Origin of the sequence: Bartonella sp. PS7NMGDW, from assembly GCF_042193585.1 — a bacterium.
GTDB lineage: Bacteria > Pseudomonadota > Alphaproteobacteria > Rhizobiales > Rhizobiaceae > Bartonella > Bartonella grahamii.
Genome location: NZ_JBHILX010000001.1, coordinates 299626 through 318086 on the forward strand (window position 1 = coordinate 299626; position 18461 = coordinate 318086).

14 protein-coding genes, 1 tRNA gene and 1 pseudogene are annotated in these 18461 nt (G+C 35.4%); 7 read left to right on the forward strand and 9 right to left on the reverse strand.

The window, feature by feature from the left end:
- Positions 1-146: 146 nt before the first annotated feature.
- From rplU to ACFIKJ_RS01170, 4 genes are all read left to right on the forward strand, one after another.
- The gene (gene rplU / locus ACFIKJ_RS01155; protein ID WP_273787452.1) at positions 147-626 is read left to right on the forward strand and encodes a 50S ribosomal protein L21; all 480 of its coding nucleotides are present in this window, start codon (positions 147-149) and stop codon (positions 624-626) included.
- A 12-nt stretch (positions 627-638) separates the two neighbouring features.
- Entirely contained in the window at positions 639-908 is a 270-nt protein-coding gene (gene rpmA / locus ACFIKJ_RS01160) for a 50S ribosomal protein L27 (RefSeq protein WP_273787451.1), read from the forward strand.
- A gap of 1416 nt (positions 909-2324) precedes the next feature.
- Positions 2325-4856 (forward strand): phosphoenolpyruvate--protein phosphotransferase, encoded by a 2532-nt coding sequence (gene ptsP, locus ACFIKJ_RS01165; protein WP_375670156.1) that lies wholly within the window; start codon positions 2325-2327, stop codon positions 4854-4856.
- A 493-nt stretch (positions 4857-5349) separates the two neighbouring features.
- Positions 5350-5439 (forward strand) — tRNA-Ser (locus ACFIKJ_RS01170).
- Positions 5440-5899: 460 nt separating this feature from the next.
- On the opposite strand, the gene ACFIKJ_RS01175 is transcribed toward ACFIKJ_RS01170, so the two are convergent.
- The 7 genes from ACFIKJ_RS01175 to ACFIKJ_RS01205 all read right to left on the reverse strand — a co-directional run bounded on the left by ACFIKJ_RS01175 (position 5900) and on the right by ACFIKJ_RS01205 (position 12612).
- Complete coding sequence (locus ACFIKJ_RS01175) at positions 5900-6904, reverse strand: MFS transporter (protein WP_375670157.1); 1005 nt, start codon at positions 6902-6904, stop codon at positions 5900-5902.
- Positions 6905-9169: 2265 nt separating this feature from the next.
- The gene (locus tag ACFIKJ_RS01180; RefSeq protein ID WP_375651626.1) at positions 9170-9493 is read right to left on the reverse strand and encodes a cupin domain-containing protein; all 324 of its coding nucleotides are present in this window, start codon (positions 9491-9493) and stop codon (positions 9170-9172) included.
- Positions 9486-9725, reverse strand: a complete 240-nt coding sequence (locus ACFIKJ_RS01185) for a YqcI/YcgG family protein (RefSeq protein ID WP_375651625.1) — start codon at positions 9723-9725, stop codon at positions 9486-9488. The genes ACFIKJ_RS01180 and ACFIKJ_RS01185 overlap by 8 nt, the downstream gene beginning before the upstream one ends.
- An 11-nt stretch (positions 9726-9736) precedes the next feature.
- Complete coding sequence (locus ACFIKJ_RS01190; RefSeq protein ID WP_375627400.1) at positions 9737-9967, reverse strand: YqcI/YcgG family protein; 231 nt, start codon at positions 9965-9967, stop codon at positions 9737-9739.
- A 103-nt stretch (positions 9968-10070) separates the two neighbouring features.
- Positions 10071-10196: a hypothetical protein gene (locus tag ACFIKJ_RS01195; protein ID WP_375627401.1), complete on the reverse strand. Its 126-nt coding sequence runs from the start codon at positions 10194-10196 to the stop codon at positions 10071-10073.
- Positions 10197-10219: 23 nt separating this feature from the next.
- Complete coding sequence (locus ACFIKJ_RS01200; protein ID WP_375670158.1) at positions 10220-11425, reverse strand: ATP-grasp domain-containing protein; 1206 nt, start codon at positions 11423-11425, stop codon at positions 10220-10222.
- Positions 11422-12612, reverse strand: a complete 1191-nt coding sequence (locus tag ACFIKJ_RS01205) for a hypothetical protein (protein ID WP_375670163.1) — start codon at positions 12610-12612, stop codon at positions 11422-11424. Before ACFIKJ_RS01205 ends, ACFIKJ_RS01200 begins: the two co-directional genes overlap by 4 nt.
- A 1090-nt stretch (positions 12613-13702) precedes the next feature.
- Between ACFIKJ_RS01205 and tmk the strand changes: the two are divergent.
- Positions 13703-14323 (forward strand): annotated as a pseudogene (gene tmk / locus ACFIKJ_RS01210) (dTMP kinase).
- Positions 14324-14932: 609 nt separating this feature from the next.
- A complete protein-coding gene (locus tag ACFIKJ_RS01215; protein WP_375670159.1) occupies positions 14933-16144 on the forward strand; it encodes an MFS transporter in 1212 nt (403 codons plus the stop codon).
- Positions 16145-16464: 320 nt separating this feature from the next.
- On the opposite strand, the gene ACFIKJ_RS01220 is transcribed toward ACFIKJ_RS01215, so the two are convergent.
- On the reverse strand, positions 16465-16734 hold the full coding sequence (locus tag ACFIKJ_RS01220; RefSeq protein ID WP_375627404.1) for a hypothetical protein: 270 nt from the start codon (positions 16732-16734) through the stop codon (positions 16465-16467).
- Positions 16735-16736: 2 nt separating this feature from the next.
- Positions 16737-17183: a hypothetical protein gene (locus ACFIKJ_RS01225; protein ID WP_375627405.1), complete on the reverse strand. Its 447-nt coding sequence runs from the start codon at positions 17181-17183 to the stop codon at positions 16737-16739.
- Between the two features lie 503 nt (positions 17184-17686).
- Between ACFIKJ_RS01225 and ACFIKJ_RS01230 the strand changes: the two genes are divergently transcribed.
- Positions 17687-18193: a helix-turn-helix domain-containing protein gene (locus ACFIKJ_RS01230; RefSeq protein WP_375648668.1), complete on the forward strand. Its 507-nt coding sequence runs from the start codon at positions 17687-17689 to the stop codon at positions 18191-18193.
- The last annotated feature ends 268 nt before the right edge of the window (positions 18194-18461 follow it).

Here is an 18461-nt window from a genome sequence, read left to right on the forward strand (position 1 = left end):
ATGAGCGTGGAGAAATCTGCGCGTATTTGTGTTGAAGAAGGTTTTATCCTTCTTTAAGATCTATTACGACTGATAAAAAGCAGCCTATTTTCCCTTATTTCAAGGCAGAAATTAAATAAGAGCTGGAGTGAACGGAAGGATAAAAAATGTTCGCAGTCATTAAAACTGGTGGTAAGCAATACCGCGTTGTTGCTAATCAAGTGGTGAAAGTTGAAAAAGTTAGTGGAAATGCGGGTGATGTTGTTGAATTCAATGACATATTGATGGTTGGGCAAGAAGGTAATGCGGTTATTGGTACCCCTGTCGTTGCTGATGCATTGGTGACAGCTGAGATTGTAGAACAGGCACGTGGGCGCAAGGTTATCGCATTTAAGAAGCGCCGTCGTCAAAATTCTAAGCGCACGCGTGGTCATCGTCAAGAATTTACGAAGCTTCGTGTTTTAGAAATTTTAATGGGTGGTTCAAAACCTAAAAAAGCAGCTGCAAAGCCGATAAAAGAAGAGGCAACAGCACCAAAAGAAACAAAAGATGCTGCTTCTGTTGAGAAGACGGCTAAAAAAACGGCTGAAAAAAAGACTGCGTCGCAGAAGAAAGCGTCTGTAGCATCAAAGAGTAAGAAAGATTAAAGGAGAGCGTCTATGGCACATAAAAAAGCTGGTGGTTCCTCGCGTAATGGTCGCGATTCAGAATCGAAACGTCTGGGCGTTAAAAAATTTGGTGGTGAGACCGTTATTGCTGGAAATATTATTATTCGCCAGCGTGGTACACGTTGGCATCCTGGCAACAATGTCGGCATTGGAAAAGACCATACGCTTTTTGCATTATCAAATGGAAAGGTTTCTTTTCAACGCAAAGCGGGTGATCGTTCCTATGTTTCAGTCATTCCTATGGTGGAGGCAGCAGAGTAATCTGTAACACTCTCTAGCAATCAACGGGATTCCATTAAATTGTAGTTGTGGTTTTATAAGTATTAAAAGGGAAAGATAGAATCTCATCTTTCCCTTTTTGCTTTGGTACTATAATAAATATAGAAGATATACGAAAAAGGTAGAATTGGGGAAATGACTTTTCTCAATGAGGGGGGGAGAAGTTTGTGCGGTGTTATGTTAGTATTTAGTACTGAACGTATTGATATTATGATAGAATTTGTTGATAAATTTTTGTATAATAATAATGAGGAGAGACTTTCTTTTTATGCATGAAGAAGTGTCTAGTAATTTCTTTATAAGAGAAGCAGTTTGTTTTCAGGAAATTATGAGAAATTTAATGAAAGCATTATTTATGTAATCATTTTGATAAAGATGGATCTTTTTATTGGCATTGTAGTATTGATGAGTTGTCATACTGTTTTTAGGTGGTGGTGTGGATAGGTGATGCTATTCATTTAAAAGGATATAGGGATAAAAAATCCATAAGATGGCAGTCAAAACTACTTTGAAAGTGATGTGCATTAAGGAGTTTTTGGTAAATCGAGAGTGAAATTATATTTTTAAAGAGGACGCTGTTTAAAGATATAAAAATAACCAATCTGCAATCAGCGCTTTTCAAGAATATTTTTTCTGATTTCACTATTATTGTATTGTACATTATTTGAAAACAAACAAGCATAAGAGCTAGGGTTAAGGCAATAACTGCTTTTCATTTTTTACTTTATTCATCTTATTTGTAGAGTTTTTCTTGATTTTAGTAGTTGATGATGGTGCTTGGGTGATGTTCGTACTTTGCAAATGTGCGACGGAGGGCATTGTGTGTTTGCGATATTGATTAAAGTAAAGGAGTAGCTTAAAATATATAAATGTTATATATCAAGGATTTCGTATCATAGGATGAGCTGTACGGAATTTTAAAGATGATAAGTTGCATGGAGCAATTTATAATTATGTAATGAATTTATAAAGAGGAATAATAGGTTAAATAAACTTTGAGGAATCAGTTAAAATATTAGCTGAAGTTACAGATGATTGGGAAGGATGCTTTCTTGTAGGGAGAATAATGAAAAGTTATGTTGAATAACTTGGGATAATGAGAGCGTTTTTAAAACATAGTTTTTTAGGTGATTGGTGCTGTAAAAATCGGGGTTTTGTCTTTGTAAAGTAGAAGAGTAAGAGGCAAACTTGCTTATTGTACTTTTAAGCACTTCGCTAGATGATAATATCCAATTGTATTATCGGTTATATTGAGGTATTTAAGCACCTCACTTAACTACATTTCCTAAAATATAAAGAGAGCTGTGGTGGTATTTATAGATTGTATTTTGGGAAATGCAGCTTTGAAAAGGAATTTATCAGAGATATTGGTGTTCAAATGTGAGGCAATTTGAATTCATGATGAGATGTGAGAAAGCAGAAGCAGTGAATGTAGATTTTACCGAGAGTGAAATCTTGTCTATAAGATCTGTACAACTTGCAGCTGCTTTTGATCATAAAAATGATGCAATTTATGCTGCTGCTGAATTGCTTGTGCAGGTTGGTGCGGTTGATAAGTGTTATCTGGCAAGCATGCTCGCACGTGAAGAAACAACCAATACTTGGCTTGGAAATGGTATAGCCATTCCTCATGGTATGGCTGAAAATCGTGATTTAATTATCAAGGACGCTGTTGCTGTTATACAGGTTCCTGCTGGTGTTGAGTGGCAGGATGGCAAGAAAGCACATTTGGTTATTGCTATTGCAGCGTGTCCAGATCGTTATAGAGAAATTTGTAAAAAATTGACGTCTCTTTTATTTGATAAAAAACAGCTTGAAGTACTTGCAACAACTATGGACAAACAGCAAATTGTTACAACTTTGTTTGATCAAGATATGAAGATAGAAAAAGCTTTTATTGGTGACCTTTCGGTGTGTCAGGAATGGACGTTAGATTATCCAAGTGGTCTTCATGCACGACCAGCTTCTCTTTGGGTTGATTTTGCGAAAAAGGCTCAAAATTCTATCAGAGTTCGCCATGGTCAATATGCTGTTGAAATGAAAAATTTAGTTGGTTTATTGCAATTAGGAGCAAAAAACGGTGATGTTCTGATTTTTTCTACAGATGCTGCAGAAGGAGCACAACTTCTCAATGATGCCATTGCTATTGCAAAAAAAGTGAGTATTAGTGAAAAATGTCTGATGAGAGCAATGGAATCTCAAACAAAAGCTTTTCATGGTTGGTATCCACGCTCTATGCAAAAAGGCATTTCTGGTGTTGGAGCAAGTTCAGGATTAGCATTTGGTAAGATTTTTGTTTTAAGACAAAATGATATTTCCATAATAGACCAGCCAATTGATTTTGCAGCTGGTGCAGCATGTCTTGAAAATGCTCTTACAAAAACAAAACATAAAATGGCATCTGTGATTTCTGATATTACAGTGCGTATGGGAGCAGATTCTGCTGCGATTTTTTCTGCGCAAATTGTTTTGCTTGAAGATGAAAATTTAATAGCTCAAGCTTGTCGTTTTATAGCAGAAGGTCATGGTGTCGCTTGGTCTTGGGATAGAGCGGTTCGTCAATTTTCAGATATGTTTTTTAAGGTAGATAATCCTTTGTTAGCAGCACGTGCTGTTAATTTAGTTGATGTTGGTCGACGTGTTTTAGGTGAAATCAATCCATCCTATAGATCATTCTTTTTAAATGATATTCCACATGGTGTAATTCTGGTTACAAATGACCTTTCTCCTTCTGATGTAGCACAACTTGATTGTACAAGGGTAAAAGGATTAGCAACAGCATGGGGAGGTCCATTATCTCATACAGCTATTTTGGCGCGTACTCTTGGTATTCCAATGGTTGTTGCTGCAGGTGATGATATTTTAGCGATTCAGTCTGATATTCAGGCTATTATTGATGGCGATAACGGGTTTATTTACCTTGATCCTACGCTTGAAGACGTTGAAGATGCTCAAAGGCATATTGATACTGTTGCGCAAAAACGTGTCAGTGAAATAAGTACGTGTAGATTACCAGCGCAAACGATAGATGGTCAAAGAATCCGTATTATGGCTAATGTCAACTACGCAAATCAGGTTCCTGTTGCGCTTGATTTGGGGGCTGAAGGTATTGGACTCATGCGCACGGAATTTTTGTTTTTAGAGAATCCTCATATTCCGGATGAAGAGCTACAATTTAATATATATCGGGCGATGATTACAGCTGTAGGAGATAAGCCATTAATTATTCGTGCACTCGATATTGGTGGGGATAAACAGGTTACGCATTTACATTTATCTAAAGAAGACAATCCTTTTTTAGGTGTTCGAGGGACGCGGCTTTTGTTACGTCGACGTGATCTTTTGGTGCCTCAATTACGTGCTTTGTATCGAGCAGCAAAAGAAGGCGGAGATCTATGGATTGTGTTTCCGATGGTAATGTCTGTTTCAGAGATTGTCACTATAAAAAAGATTGCAGAAGAAATCCGCAATGATATTGATGCACCAAAATTAAAACTTGGTATTATGATCGAAGTTCCAGCAGCCGCCATTATGGCAGATGTGTTGAGCGCCCATGTTGATTTTTTCTCAATTGGAACCAATGACCTAACACAGTATACAATGGCTGTTGATCGGCAAAATCCGTACCTTGTGTCTGAAGCGGATAGCCTTGATCCAGCAGTTTTGCGTATGATTTATCAGACTATACAGGGAGCTTCACAACATAAGTGTTGGGTTAGTGTATGTGGTGGTATGGCTGGAGATCCTTTTGGTGCAATGATTTTGACAGGGTTGGGAATTAATGAGCTTTCTATGATATCTTGCGATATTTCTCCAGTAAAGGCGTGTTTGCAGACTCATAGTTTTGAAGATATGAAAATTTTAGCACAAAAAGCATTACAATGTGAAACTGCACGAGCTGTACGTGCTCTAAGCAAGGATATAAGGTGATAAAGAACATTAAGGGGAACGAGCTAGAAGGGGAACGAGCTAGCTCATTTTGCAGAGTAATCAGATCGTTAGTGCTGTAAAACATTATTCTTTTATACGTTACAGGGAGGAGTAGCGTGTGGATAAAAACGCTTTAAGAAAGAATAAATGCCTTTTATGCATTCTCTCAAATCGCAAGGGATGTTGCAACATTAGAGGCTAAATAGCGTGATGGTACTTGGCTTGTACTTTTTATTTAAGGAAAGATGATGCTATTCAATAGATTTTATACCATTCATAGACACCGTATGAGATAGATGTGACAATCTTTTTATTCCCATTATTGTATTATACAAACCTATCCACGGAAAAAGTTTTTTCTTAAAAAGAAAGGATGTGCTTGTTATTCAACAGATATAAGCTCTTACTTTAATAAATGAATTTGTTTTTTGAACTTTGAATGTATAATTTAGGCTTGCACGTTATTTCTTTCTGGGTATAGTGCGAGACTTCTGGAGAGGTGGCCGAGTGGTTGAAGGCGCACGCCTGGAACGCGTGTATATGGGAAACCATATCGAGGGTTCGAATCCCTCTCTCTCCGCCATTAATTTAAAACGAACTTTCATATGCTTGATATGATATAGCTTAAAAAGCTCAGGATTTTTTACTGTTTGCAATTGACCAGTTTGCGCTGATCTGTGTCTGTCATTGTGTATACCTAGAGATTGCTGTTTAATTTCCATGAATTTTATAATTTCTAAGTTCCTCTCTTCTCGATCTTTAGATAACCTGATCTAGCATAAACGATCTCTTCAAATATCATTAAAGGATTTTTGCCATTATCACTAACTTCTGATAGAGTTTCAGAATTAATGGTGATCATAGTTCTATTTGCAATTCCGATTAACGGGCTAAATGCGTTTATTCACATGAGAGGTAACAAACACCTCAGCTTTTCTCACGCAATGTGCTCATTTAAAATTAATGTCATGAATATTTGTACGAAATCTTTATCTATACAATAATCAAAAAAAGGCTGACGTAATATAATAATTGAAGATCATTCATGCGGCGCTTTCTTTTATTTCTAAGCTTTGTATGTAAATAGATAGTCCGTGTACAATAAATAAAGGGGCGCAAAAACCTATAAATATACACAGGACATATAATATAGAAAATGAAAAAAATTTTTCTGCATATAAAAGCACAATAGAGAATAAAGCCGTTATGATGCGCACACTGGCATCGCCTGCCAAAATCACCTCGGCTAAATTTTCACTAGGTGTGATAGCTTGTCCAATTGTTATTCCCGATACCCTAAAATAAAATTGCCCAATACCTAATAAAAAACCCATAATATAAAGGGAATATTGAGTAAAATTTAAATATAAAACAAAAGAGATTGCGATCACTGCAAAAGCCGGTGTTCCCCATACAAAAAAACGAATTAAAGATGGAAATTTCCGTAAATAATAGGATGAGATAAGACCATTGACTACAAAACCCAGTGCTGACAAAGCAAAAATAGAATTTTGAATAGCTGTGAATTTTATATTATCTGATGTTATAGATGCAAGAACAAGTGGCAATAGAACAATAGGCCCCGTATAGAGAAAATTATTCAAAATACGATTAATCGTTAAAAAACGCAACGCAGAAACCCGCCAAAGGCACCTAAAACCAACTCCATAAGCTTTTTGATATGGCTTTTTTAATAGCTCTTTTACTCTGTTTATTTGTTGTATAGACTTTATACGAAACCATAGGCTGGCATTCAAAAGATAAATAAACACAATAAAGGCTATGGCTGTTTTGTGCCCCAAATGCGCAATTATAAAATATATAAGCAATGGGGATATAATAACAAAAAACTGACAGCAACTAGTATAAAATGCAAAAATTCCAGCTTTTTGTTTGGGAGCTGGAACCAGCTGATTCAAGGCACTATTGTTATTTGGGTTATCTGCCCCCATCAAGAGAGCAAGTAAAAAAAATACAAATAAAATAAAAAAAATACAAATAAAATAAGTACCGGATTGTTCATAAATAATAAGAACGATAATAAACAAGCGCAAATAATTTGACTATAAAACCCAATTATAAAGCCTTGATAGTGCGCCAACACATTCCCCAAACATAAGCCAGCAATTCCAATTGCGATTAAATTAACAACATTTAAAGTAGCAGATGCTTCTCCCGTTGTATCTTGGAATTGTAACAAAGAAAGGCCAATAGATAATACACCACTAGCACAAAAACTCGTCAAACAACCAATCAAAATCATAAGAAAAACAGAATTACGCAATAGCCTTCCCCCTCTTAAATAGAGACTCAAGCCATTTTATGATTTTTTCCATTATCGAATATGGTTCGGTACTAAATTCCAGTTTTTCACAAAATTTTAGTTCAAATGCGTTATAGGCACTTATTTTTTGCAAGTCATCTGTCCGTATGGATTCTATACTTGGCAACGTTGCGCCCATAGATTGAGACAAATAATAGGAAATTACTTTCCAATACATATAAGTACGCTCTCTTGCCAAATAATTTTCCAAGACATATTTCAAATGACAACCATCTAAAATATATTTCGAACAATGGTGCAAAGGATAACAAATACAAATAGCATCTGTTTCATGTACGGGACAAGAAGAAATATTAAAATTTTTATCATTTCATAATATTATAAAAACTTCAGTGAGCAGATCTTCTAAATTTAGTCTAGACAAAACAAGAGTGTTTGCTATTTTTGAGCAACATGAGACAAAGCCAATCTTACTACTAAAGTTCCAATAACCTTTAAGTCAGATTCTGGATAAGCTTTTTTAAAATTCCCCACCCATATGGTTCTATGATATATAATAATTGGCTCATCTCGTCTGAATGAACAAGATGTAATTCTAAATCAATATTATCACAAAGTTTTTAGTTCTTGAATTGCTCGGATCCTAATCTGGTATTCTTAAATCATCATAGGAACTAAAGATTTTTTAAGTATTTCAACTTTTTTAAACTTTGTGTCAATGTATTGGAATCTCCCCTTCACGGACTTCGACAATTATTGTATCACCACTATAAGAACAAAAAATTATCTTTGAATTTGCTTACTTTTAGAAAGAAAAATGAGCAACACTCTTCCTTAACTAAAAGAAATACGCTTTCTACCTTTTTCTTTATGATGATCAAAAGTCTATTCTGTTACAATTTAACCATTAATTATTAGGATAAATATTCTGCGTTTAGCCTAATAAACTGTTATGATCAATGTTTCTCTCTGTTCTAAAAGTCAGCGCTTTTCTTCCTAGAGATACTCGTAATTGCTGTACAATCTTTCCAAAAAAGGCACTCCTTCAACATTGCTATTAACACGATCATTCTGAGAAGTTTAATACATACACACTTCATTATACGGAATTCTATGTATTTTTTTTAACTTACTCAACGAACCAACATTTTCTAATGGGCAACATAAATCACGAAATTTGTGTGCTGTCACAATTCGAAAAACAATCACATATCTCCCTCTAATGATAGACAATGTCATTAGAAGAAAGCCTTAATGATATCGGTAGAATAAATTAACCAGAAAAAATTGCAGCGCAGATAGAACAAATTTTATTTTATACCTTGTAACTCTCTATAAATTTTAATCCTTTTTGTTAAAGGTTCTTATGCAATTTTTTCTATATTCAGTATTTTTTTCTACTTGTTTGCAACAAAAGATTAATAGCTAAATTCACCTATGTCATCATAGTTCTTTTTTTGGTAAAATAGGTCAGCTTCAATTTCGACATATAAATACTTTAACTCTTTAATATATTCTCTTCAGATGCTTTAGATTAACAACACACCAAAACCAAAATATTTATTTTACTTAAGTTATTGAATATTATTTAAGAAGTAGGAAAATAAAGTGATGCAAGAGTTAAAAAAATTATTTAAAAGTTCAAATCCATCTACATTTTAGAGCCATCACGCATGGTAATAACAGTTGTCATTAGGTATACTAAATATGCTTGATAGCTTTTCTGCTTCATGCTTGTAGGGAGTTCCAGATAGAGATAATACCAGAATCCATCCGTGAATGCTTGATAATAAAGCTGTAAACAAAATTATTTTCTTGTTGTTTAACCGGTTAAGCTTGATCCATTTTTTTCCTAAAGAATAACGTTCTATTTTGTGCTGTAAAATGCGGTTTCTGAAAAGTTTTTACGTTGGTTTGGGGTAGGGGCCGTAAACTTCAGAGCCTTATTTTCCGCAGAATCTAGGGGCGTAGAAGTAGGAGTAAAAGAATAAAATCCTATATGAGAAAGAATCCATTAAAGAGCGAGCAGTTACCTATCTCCAATATCTCCAATAGTGAGATTTTCTGTAGCAATTGCATATATGCATCCTACATCTGCTGCAATTGATTTGTGCCTTGTATTGGCAGGTAGATGTATAATATCTCCTGGTGTACAGGTTATACGTTTTTCGCTATAGAAAAAATCTAACCCTCCTTCTATAATTAAGAGAGTTTCATCGACCTGGTGAATATGCCAATCGTGTATTTTTTTTGGAAAGTCTCTTTGTACCTCTATTGATCCTTGCTCTGGAAGCATCATTTTGAATATATCATAGATATTTTTATTTAATTTAATTTTAGAAAATTTAGTCATTATCGTGCTCCATTATATGATATGGGCAAGGTGGGGATTCAATATTATTATCTTGCAAGAAATATTGCGTCCATTCTCTATTTTGGGGTTCGCCATATTTTCCTAAAAAAGGAGATTTTGTTATAATATCAAAAGGTTCAAGTCTTTTTGTTACAGCGGAGAATGCATTTTTTGCTTTTTGTTCTGTATCCAGCAGATCAGGAAAAACCCACCTAGGCTGGAAAGTTAACATAAATATAGAACTTACTTAATTCTGTTTATATAAGACGGGGTATTGCAAACTATAAACATGGGCTCGCCATGAAAGCAGAACTCCCATAGAGGATTATCCATATTTTTTGGTATATGCTTAGGCCATTCTTGGTCATCAAGAGTTCGCAAATCTTTAAGTATAGACCAGAATTTTTCTCTATAAACTTTGATACTTTGTACGAGGGCAGGCTTCTCGAATGCAACAAAAGATGTGTTCTTCAAAAATTTTTATAGTTATCGAAATAAGTTATCAGGTCTTCCATCATATTTTTTGCGGTCAACTTATTGTAGAACCCAAATCTAAGCATATTTTTTGAGTATCCATTTACACCGAATAGGCAGGAAAAGGTCTAATTGTGTTATTCATGGTTGCATCGAATTCTTTAAAAACGACCTGCTTCCATTTTTCATATTTATCTATATTTTCAATTATTTGCGCTGCTGAATCCATGTTTTCCTCCCAATTGTTGTATTTTATAAGAAATTGCTACGAATGATTCTCTCCAAAGCTGATAATTCATCATCACTGTGTCCCCAAATTGCTATAATAGCTGGGCAGGTATTTAAATCGATGGTTAGGGGTAGGGGCTCGTTTTCTTTAAAAAAGAGCATAAAATGAACCACATTTTCCCAAGAATGAAGCTTTTGCTGCCATACGTTAACATCTTTTATAATATGACCGTCGATCTCGTTGATAAGAAAGATAATACGCCCTTTTTTCTTAAAGCGACTTGGTGTTTGCGAAAACACGCCTGCAATAAGGTTAACGGAGCTTTCAAGTAAATCATCTTCATAGCAATGCGCGAATAAAGTGGGTGCAATTCCTCCGTGGAGGCGGGCTCCTACTTCGATCATCACTGGACCACGAGCTGTTTGCATGATTTCCATATGCGCGGGCCCATATTCAATCTCCAGCGCGCGAATGCATTGTTTTGCATAAGAGATAAGAGGGGCATAAGAGGGATCTTGAGCATCAAGTACATCAAGAGATTCATAAACAAAGGCACTTTCATTATGAATACCTTTTTTATACCGCGATAAAGCACATATCTTTATAGCCTCTCCATTTACAACGGCGTCGACGATGTATTCCTCTCCCTCCAATCTTTCTTGGAGTAAATAAGTCTCGTTAGGTGCACCAAAAATATTTTTTTGCGTCCAGTCGATTCTAGAGGACCATGCCGCCACTTCTTCACAGCTGGAGAAAAACAAAACGCCATCGCTTCCAGCAGAATCATTCGGCTTTACCACATAGCCGCTGGGACTTTCAAAACCATCGAGAGTACAATTGTCTTTTGTAAGAATTTTTGATCGGATGTAAGATAAACCATTTTCACAAAGGCGCTTTTGCATTGCTGCCTTTTTTCGTCGCCAATCGGTGGTTGAGGGATTGTTCCCAAGGCAACCATAATAAGCCGCCAATTGATCTGCACAATAAATACTTACCTCGGCGCCTGCCACCACGGCCTCTATCGCGCCGATAGGAAAGCGTGTCTTTATCTCATCTACATTATGAAGTTTCGCTTCTGCCATGCCCTCTCCCTGATAAGAAAGCATATAGTGTGAAAAAGGAGCTTGTTGAGAGACAACACCATAACAAGTATAGCCTAATTTTTGCAAAGCAGGGGCATAGAGGGCACCCGTGGAGAAAGGGTCGACAATAAGAATAGGTTTTCTCATACTTTGTTCCGCTGCAATAAAAGGAAAAGAATATAAATAAAGATTATTAGCCCTATAAGGGGGAGAAGATAAACAGCTGCTTGAGGACCCATAAGGGCAGAGCTTGTAAGAAGACCAAGGATAACATAACCTGCCGATTGGGAGAGAGTATAAAGCATGCCGCTATAGCTTCCCACCAGCTCTGCTTGAGCCTCTGTTTTAGTCGCTTCAATCCTATGTTTGCGGGCATTAATTCGCATGGTATTCATTGAAAAGCCAATAAAAAAGCAAAAGACCACAGCCAAATAGGGCGATTGTGTGGTGCTAAAAATAAGATCAGCCACGCTCAACATAAGGGCTGGGAGAATAAATTCAAAGCGAGGGATTTTGATAAAAGCAGCCAAAAAAGCGCCCATGCCCGCGACCGCACTGCAAAGCCCATAATATTCAGAGCCAAAATTTTTCACACTCTGAAAAAGAATGGTTGCCAGTGTATTATAAGCGCAAATATGAAAGCCAATAAGTCCTATGCAGACGCATAAAAGTTTAAGCTCACGGGAGAGTCCATCCGCTTGCGGTGTAGGTGCTGTCTTCTTATCGGTTGCAGGTGCTGTGGTATCTGTAGCCTTATATTCATCGCAAAAGATGATATATCCGGCTATAAGGCTTATAATGATGTCAAACACACAAAGTGCCACAATCAAACCATTATAGCCAATTTCAGCCGCTACCCCTCTTGGGCTGGTTGCTTCTAAGAGATAACCACTCAATGCTGCTCCCAAAAAGGCGCCAATTTGCACCACTGTTTGCATAATGCGGGAAGCCTTTTGGGCGCTAATATAACCACTAAGCGCTAGTTTAGTATTATAAGTCTCGAGTGTGCTTAAGGTAATCAAAGAGAGATAGCCGATAGAGATAGAGACAGCGATAAAACCAAAGGGGGAATCAGCATAATGGAAAAGTGCAATCAATAAAAGAAGGCTATAGATAATGATCCGCCTTTTGTATAAATCGACCAACCGCAGTGAGGCTTTAATGCGCACAAGTCCGCTTTTTTTCAAAAAATAGGGCATAAGGGTGCCCAAAGCCATGGTTACGCCCAAGAAAACCGATGAGGATGTTATGCGATAAGCATTCCAAAGATTACTTAAAAATAAAACCATATCAGAGAGATAGAGCAGGACAACAAGCCCATAAAACCGAAACATCAGTTGTTTGTGCACATCATCCCCCCATTTCGGAATCTCTTAAAACACGCAGTATTATAAATCAGCACACATTTTTACGAATGATGAATACGCACACATATTACTGGGCATGTCAAGTTTTTTGATCGGGAAAAATTGAACGCTGATGTTTATGGTAGTGATAGCTTATTTTCAGGAGAATGAGTAGGGTAGAGGCTGGTATTTTTACTGCAGGTGGCTTGCCAATAAGGAACTATGTCCTAGAGATATATTTTGCGCTTTCAAGTTGATTTTGTTTACACTCAAGGTTGAGGTTTTGTTATTGACCGTTGTTAGATGTTGTTGTGACAACAAAATTCGTTATCTATCAGAAACATTTATGGCATTAGCGCTAAGGTATGCGGTTGTATTAAAGTCTTTACATGGTAGTCTTTTTCATAGAAAGGTATTATTGGTTCAGTTTTAGGAGGCTTTGTTACGGCTGATTTTGACGTTGTTGTTTGAAGGCTTATTATAATATTCTTAATTTCAGTTTATGAATATATTGAAAATATAGTGAAACATTTGATTTAAAAGCTTTTGCAAGATATATTTCAATATCTCAGCGATGTTTTCCGAGAATTGCTCTGCTGCTTTTTGACGGAATCGAATATCAAATTCTTATAGCGTGGGCAGTGGTTTGAGAAAAGATTGATTTCATTAGATTCCTATGTAGTGCAATCTAGTATCAGCTCTTAAGGGACAATAATATACTGAGATCGAACTCATTTCTATACGCTTACACGACGTTATAGGAGTAATCCTCAGAAACTCTACTAGAATTCGTTAAGAAATGGTAGGGTATGTAGTGTGAGCAAAAAATATATTTTTTACAAATGCTTAATCTCATTTTAAGCTGTCTAACATATAACCTCATCTTAAAACTAAGTCTATATACCGCCATTTATCATAAAGTTAATAAGTTATACAAATGCGGGAGTATTGTGTGTTTCTGTTTAGAGACGAGTAAAAAAACACCTTATTAAACATTAAGAGATTTTAGACATAAAACAATTTAACTTATGGAAAGTATATAGACAAAATGTATCTTGATAAAAAAGTTTATAATTCCATGTGGTCTCCAAAGAAATTTTCTGGTTCTTTTATTGTCTTATGCGGGTTTGAAGGGATTGGAAAGACAACACAAACAAAAGAAATTGCTCGCCATTACTCAACAGAAAAACATATAATGAAAACTTTTCAACCCAGTTATTGGTATAGAAATAATCCAGAAATTAGAGATTACTTAGATAATGGAAAAGCAATTGATCCGTTACTTTTAGCACTTTTAGCAGCGACAGATAGACGCAAACATACGCTTGAAATTATTTAACCTTCCTTAACGTCATCGCAAAATTTATTAATTAGCGATCGATATGTTTATTCTAGTCTTGCTTATTTTTATGCTCGAGAGCTTTCTGTTGAAAGTGTAGTTAAATTAAATCAATCTATTCCAAGACCTCATATTACATTTTATCTTCATTTACCGCCCACTACTATACTGGAGCGGTTGCAGAAAAGGGATGGTTTAAACTTAAAATACGAAGAAAAACTCTCTTTTATTGAAAAAGTTTACAAAGTATACAAAGTTTTATCAGAAATAGATGAGCGGTTTATAACAATTGATGGAACTGCTTCTGTTTCTTTAATTCATCATCAAATACGACATCATATAGATAAGGTTTGTTTTTGATTATGAATAAAATCATTTATTAATCAATTTATCCACGATAGATCCTCCTTTATGTATTCGTACTCTAAATCTGAAACTTTAGAGATATGATTGCAATAATTTAACTGCTCAGGAAAAATATCACGTTATATATTTTAATTGGAAAATTAACTGTAATGGGTTTGTTTTAAAAGATTTAGAGAAGGGGAGTAGAAAAGTTATCAATATTTATCGTGAGAATAATAGTATGTTTATTCTTTTAGAGACGAAGTGTGGTGATAGAATAACGACATGGAGGGATATACTCGAGCATATTTTAGTGCACGGAATAATAAGGACAATGATGTGTGTGAAGCTTCCATACCGTAAATTGTTCCACATATGTATATAAGGTGTAGCTTCTGAATAAAATGCACATAAAATATCAATTTTATTGTATTTTTGTGCATAAATGTTTTGTTTTCATAGAAGAATTAATCATACATACCACAGCACAAAGATTTTAAAAGTCTCACAAAAGGAATTTTGCTTTCTTAAATTTAATGATCTAAAATGAAAATTGTAAGAATGCATGTTTTTAAACAGGATGTATCATGCATATCGACGGGTATTTATTTTAGAGGATAATTTATGTTCACTTCAAATTTGAAGGAACGCATTGCTTTATTTGAAAATAGAACTTTTCTCTATTTTACTTTGAGCGGCTTATTTGCTACATTTGGAAGTGGACTAAATTATATTACATTGTCATGGCTCGCTTACAATCAGACGGGCTCAATCCGTGGTGTAGCGTTGATGATGCTTTTTCTTTGGACGCCTGGCATTATTTTTGCGCCTATTTTTGGCATATTGGCAGATAAATATAACCGTAAAACGCAGATTATTATTTCAAATCTTGTGAGAGGTTTGGTAATCGTTGGCTGGGTAATGCTATGGCATTTTGGTATAAAAATTGAATTGATGATCTTATCTGCTCTTTTGGGTATTTTTATCCCTTTTTATATGCCATCAGCTATTTCTTTAATTCAAAGTATTGTGCTGAAAGAACAGCTCATTAATGCAAATGCGACCATCGATATGGTTTATGAACTTGGCACTATCGTAGGTATGGGCTTAAGTGGATTGATACTGTCCTATGCAGGAACAAAAGGAACTCTTCTAATAGGTGGTATATTCTTTATCATTGCTGGTTTATTTAATTTTGCAATGAAGGTACCTAAAAACCGAAGATTTAAAAATCGAAACCAGCAAAATTGGTGGGAAAATTATACAGCAGCCCTTCATTATTTTAAACAGAATCCGGCTCTTTTTGTACCTTATACAAGCCAGATGATTATTATGACTCTTTTGATGACTATTCCTGTTATCCTCGTTCCTTATATACAAGAGGTTTTACATGCGGATAGCAGGACCTTTGCAATATTTGAGGTGCTTTATTCTATGGGCGTATTGACAGGTGCGTTTTTTTCACCACTTCTTTGTAAAGTTTTATCCATAAAGAAAACATTAGCCATTTTATTAGCTTTTATGGCTATTGGTCTCGCTATTCTATCTGTTAATACACACAATTTTGTTGCTTTTCCTGTTTACTTTATGATTGGATTTGGACTTTCAAGTTGGGCTCTTTCGATTTCTTTATCACAACACTCTTGTGATCCTGAATACCAAGGAAGATTGCAGGCAAGTTTTAATGCTATCTCTGGATGCTTGATCCTCGCAGTCTATCTCATTATGGCACGCGATAACAGTAGCATATCACCTCAATCGATATATTTTTTTCAAAGCATTTTTGCGCTTGTTGGAATATTCATAGTGCTGTTTTATAAACATGAAAAACAATAAATTACATTTATAAGTGTGGTAATACCGCTATTTTATAAACATTGACGCTACAGCACATTTCATATTTTGCTTTTAAAGGAGAGTTGAGAAAATGTAAAAATTGGTGCTTAATGAATAAAGCATACATTGATGTATGCTAGAGAATACTCTCTATTTTTTGATAACGACCCACAAGAATTTCTGCGTTTCTTTAATTCATCTCACTGTTGTTAAGAAGATGAAACCGCAACACTTTAAATCTTTTTGAAAGTTTTTTTGTTTAAGCGCAGTAGAAAATAAAGCGATGAGGTAATATCGTATCATACGGGGAGAGTGTTGCATTATTTTTGTTTTTCAAAATCCATATGAAAAATTGTATCAATTTCATCTTCATTGGAATGGGTATTTCTATGACGATGCAAGGTTTGCACAATCTCTTTTTTTAACACGGCATCTGTTTCACTTAAACGGTGAATACTGAGTTCCAATTCAAGAGATAACGCCAAATCCACGCACAGTTTAAGCTCTTCTCCAATGTCGAAACCGCGTTGATAGTCGTCATAAAGACCAACCAGTGTATCAGATAATTCTTTATCGCATAAAGAGGTCATGCTTAATTCCTCAACGTTGCGGGTTTCCGTGCAGCTTTTTTAAGTATCACTCCACTATTATCACTTAGAATTGCCATGTATATGAACCTCATGGTTTTGTCAATTTTCTGCAAAATACGCGCTTTTAAACCAATGTCTATTAAAGACTTTATTACTTCAAGATTTTGAAGCGCCCAATTGTAAATATGGATGGTAATGTGTTTACTATAGAACTTATAGCATTTAAAATACATTGCCAAAAGGCTTTTAATATGCATAGAGGAGGAGCATTCTGACGATAAACCAAACACCCTGAAATCTCTATTGCCAAGTACAGCTAAATCAGCACCATTAATATATAAAATAAGCAAACATGGTTTGTAAACGTCTAACTTTTTAATAACGAGTGATGATCTCATTTTTTGTAGAATACCAATTATTTTGCCTATTTTATATTGATTTTTAGACATTGATAAACTTTTTACCTTATGTTGTAATGTAAAAACTTTGGGAAGTGTATTTATAGATTTTTGCAAAAAGGTTTAAGCAGGTTTACTGGGCTGTTGAGTGAGAGAACCTGTGTTGGGCTTTTTGCTTCTGAAAGAATATGACTGTGACTTTTGAGAAAGTAGTTGGCAAGAATTTGCTTGGCGTGCAAACTGATAGAGTTGGCAGTGGCGCATTTAGCTTTTTCATTAGGCTGTGTCCAAATGTTTTTGACTCTGGAAAATAGCCTCTGATAGGCTTGAGTTTTTCCAAAGTTATATTACAGGGGCGCAGTTCAGTAAAATACCACGGCGATTGCATTTTTTGTGTGATTGTCATAAATTTCGCTCCTGCTTAAACGGATACTACAACATCCATTTTTGTGGGGTTATGTATGTGATAACTGCTCTTCTTAAGGAGCAGTAATGATAGATATAAATCAATATAATTATTTAGTCAACAATTATATTGATTTGGGAGTGTTTTTTTGGCTCGTCCGGAAGCAAAACCTAAAACTGAGTTGGCAAAACGTTTTCGTGAGGTGCGTCACGCTCTTGGTTTTACAGAGCGTAAGCAGTTTGCTGAACATCTTGGTATCACTGCTGGCTCTATAGGAACTTATGAAACTGGTATAAGTGAGCCTACAGCCTCTGCGCTCTCCAAATATCAAGAAATTTGTGGTGTTTCATTAGATTGGCTTGTAACGGGCAATGGTGAGATGTTTTCAGATATGGCGAAGGCGAAAGCAGCTGGTTTTAAACCACAAGCGATTCCTGTTGGGCTGATGAAAAAGCTTGGACATTTGGTTTATACGACCTATCATGATGCAAAAATAACACTTTCTCCTGAAGATGTTGCAGAATTAGCAGCAGAGCTTTATGGGAAATTGCAAGAGCTCATTCAAAATCTCAATGATATGGAAGAAGTCGAAGCCACTTTGCCACTTTTAAAATTACATTTAAAGCGTAAAATCGAAACTGAAAAGCACATCTAGAAAATTTATAAGATATAAACGAACAGCCTTTTTAAAAAATAAAACTTTTTTGGTCTCTCATTCAACATGAAAAAATGATAAATTATCATTATAAATTAATGTGTTGCTCTAATAAAGGTAAAACTGCTTATAAAAAGAATTACAGTTAGTAATACAAAAATTTATACAACAGTGAAAATACAATGACGATGTTTTGTTTCTATAAAAGGGTCACAGACATATAAGAGAGAAGAACGAAAGACTATTTATAGGTGCGCTTTTGTCTTTT

Coding starts and splice junctions, on each gene's coding strand:
- rplU (WP_273787452.1), top strand. CDS start 147: ATGTTCGCAGTCATTAAAACTGGTGGTAAGCAATACCGCGTTGTTGCT.
- rpmA (WP_273787451.1), top strand. CDS start 639: ATGGCACATAAAAAAGCTGGTGGTTCCTCGCGTAATGGTCGCGATTCA.
- ptsP (WP_375670156.1), top strand. CDS start 2,325: ATGATGAGATGTGAGAAAGCAGAAGCAGTGAATGTAGATTTTACCGAG.
- ACFIKJ_RS01180 (WP_375651626.1), bottom strand. CDS start 9,493: ATGACTAAATTTTCTAAAATTAAATTAAATAAAAATATCTATGATATA.
- ACFIKJ_RS01185 (WP_375651625.1), bottom strand. CDS start 9,725: ATGTTAACTTTCCAGCCTAGGTGGGTTTTTCCTGATCTGCTGGATACA.
- ACFIKJ_RS01195 (WP_375627401.1), bottom strand. CDS start 10,196: ATGGATTCAGCAGCGCAAATAATTGAAAATATAGATAAATATGAAAAA.
- ACFIKJ_RS01200 (WP_375670158.1), bottom strand. CDS start 11,425: ATGAGAAAACCTATTCTTATTGTCGACCCTTTCTCCACGGGTGCCCTC.
- ACFIKJ_RS01205 (WP_375670163.1), bottom strand. CDS start 12,612: ATGTTTCGGTTTTATGGGCTTGTTGTCCTGCTCTATCTCTCTGATATG.
- ACFIKJ_RS01215 (WP_375670159.1), top strand. CDS start 14,933: ATGTTCACTTCAAATTTGAAGGAACGCATTGCTTTATTTGAAAATAGA.
- ACFIKJ_RS01220 (WP_375627404.1), bottom strand. CDS start 16,734: ATGACCTCTTTATGCGATAAAGAATTATCTGATACACTGGTTGGTCTT.
- ACFIKJ_RS01225 (WP_375627405.1), bottom strand. CDS start 17,183: ATGTCTAAAAATCAATATAAAATAGGCAAAATAATTGGTATTCTACAA.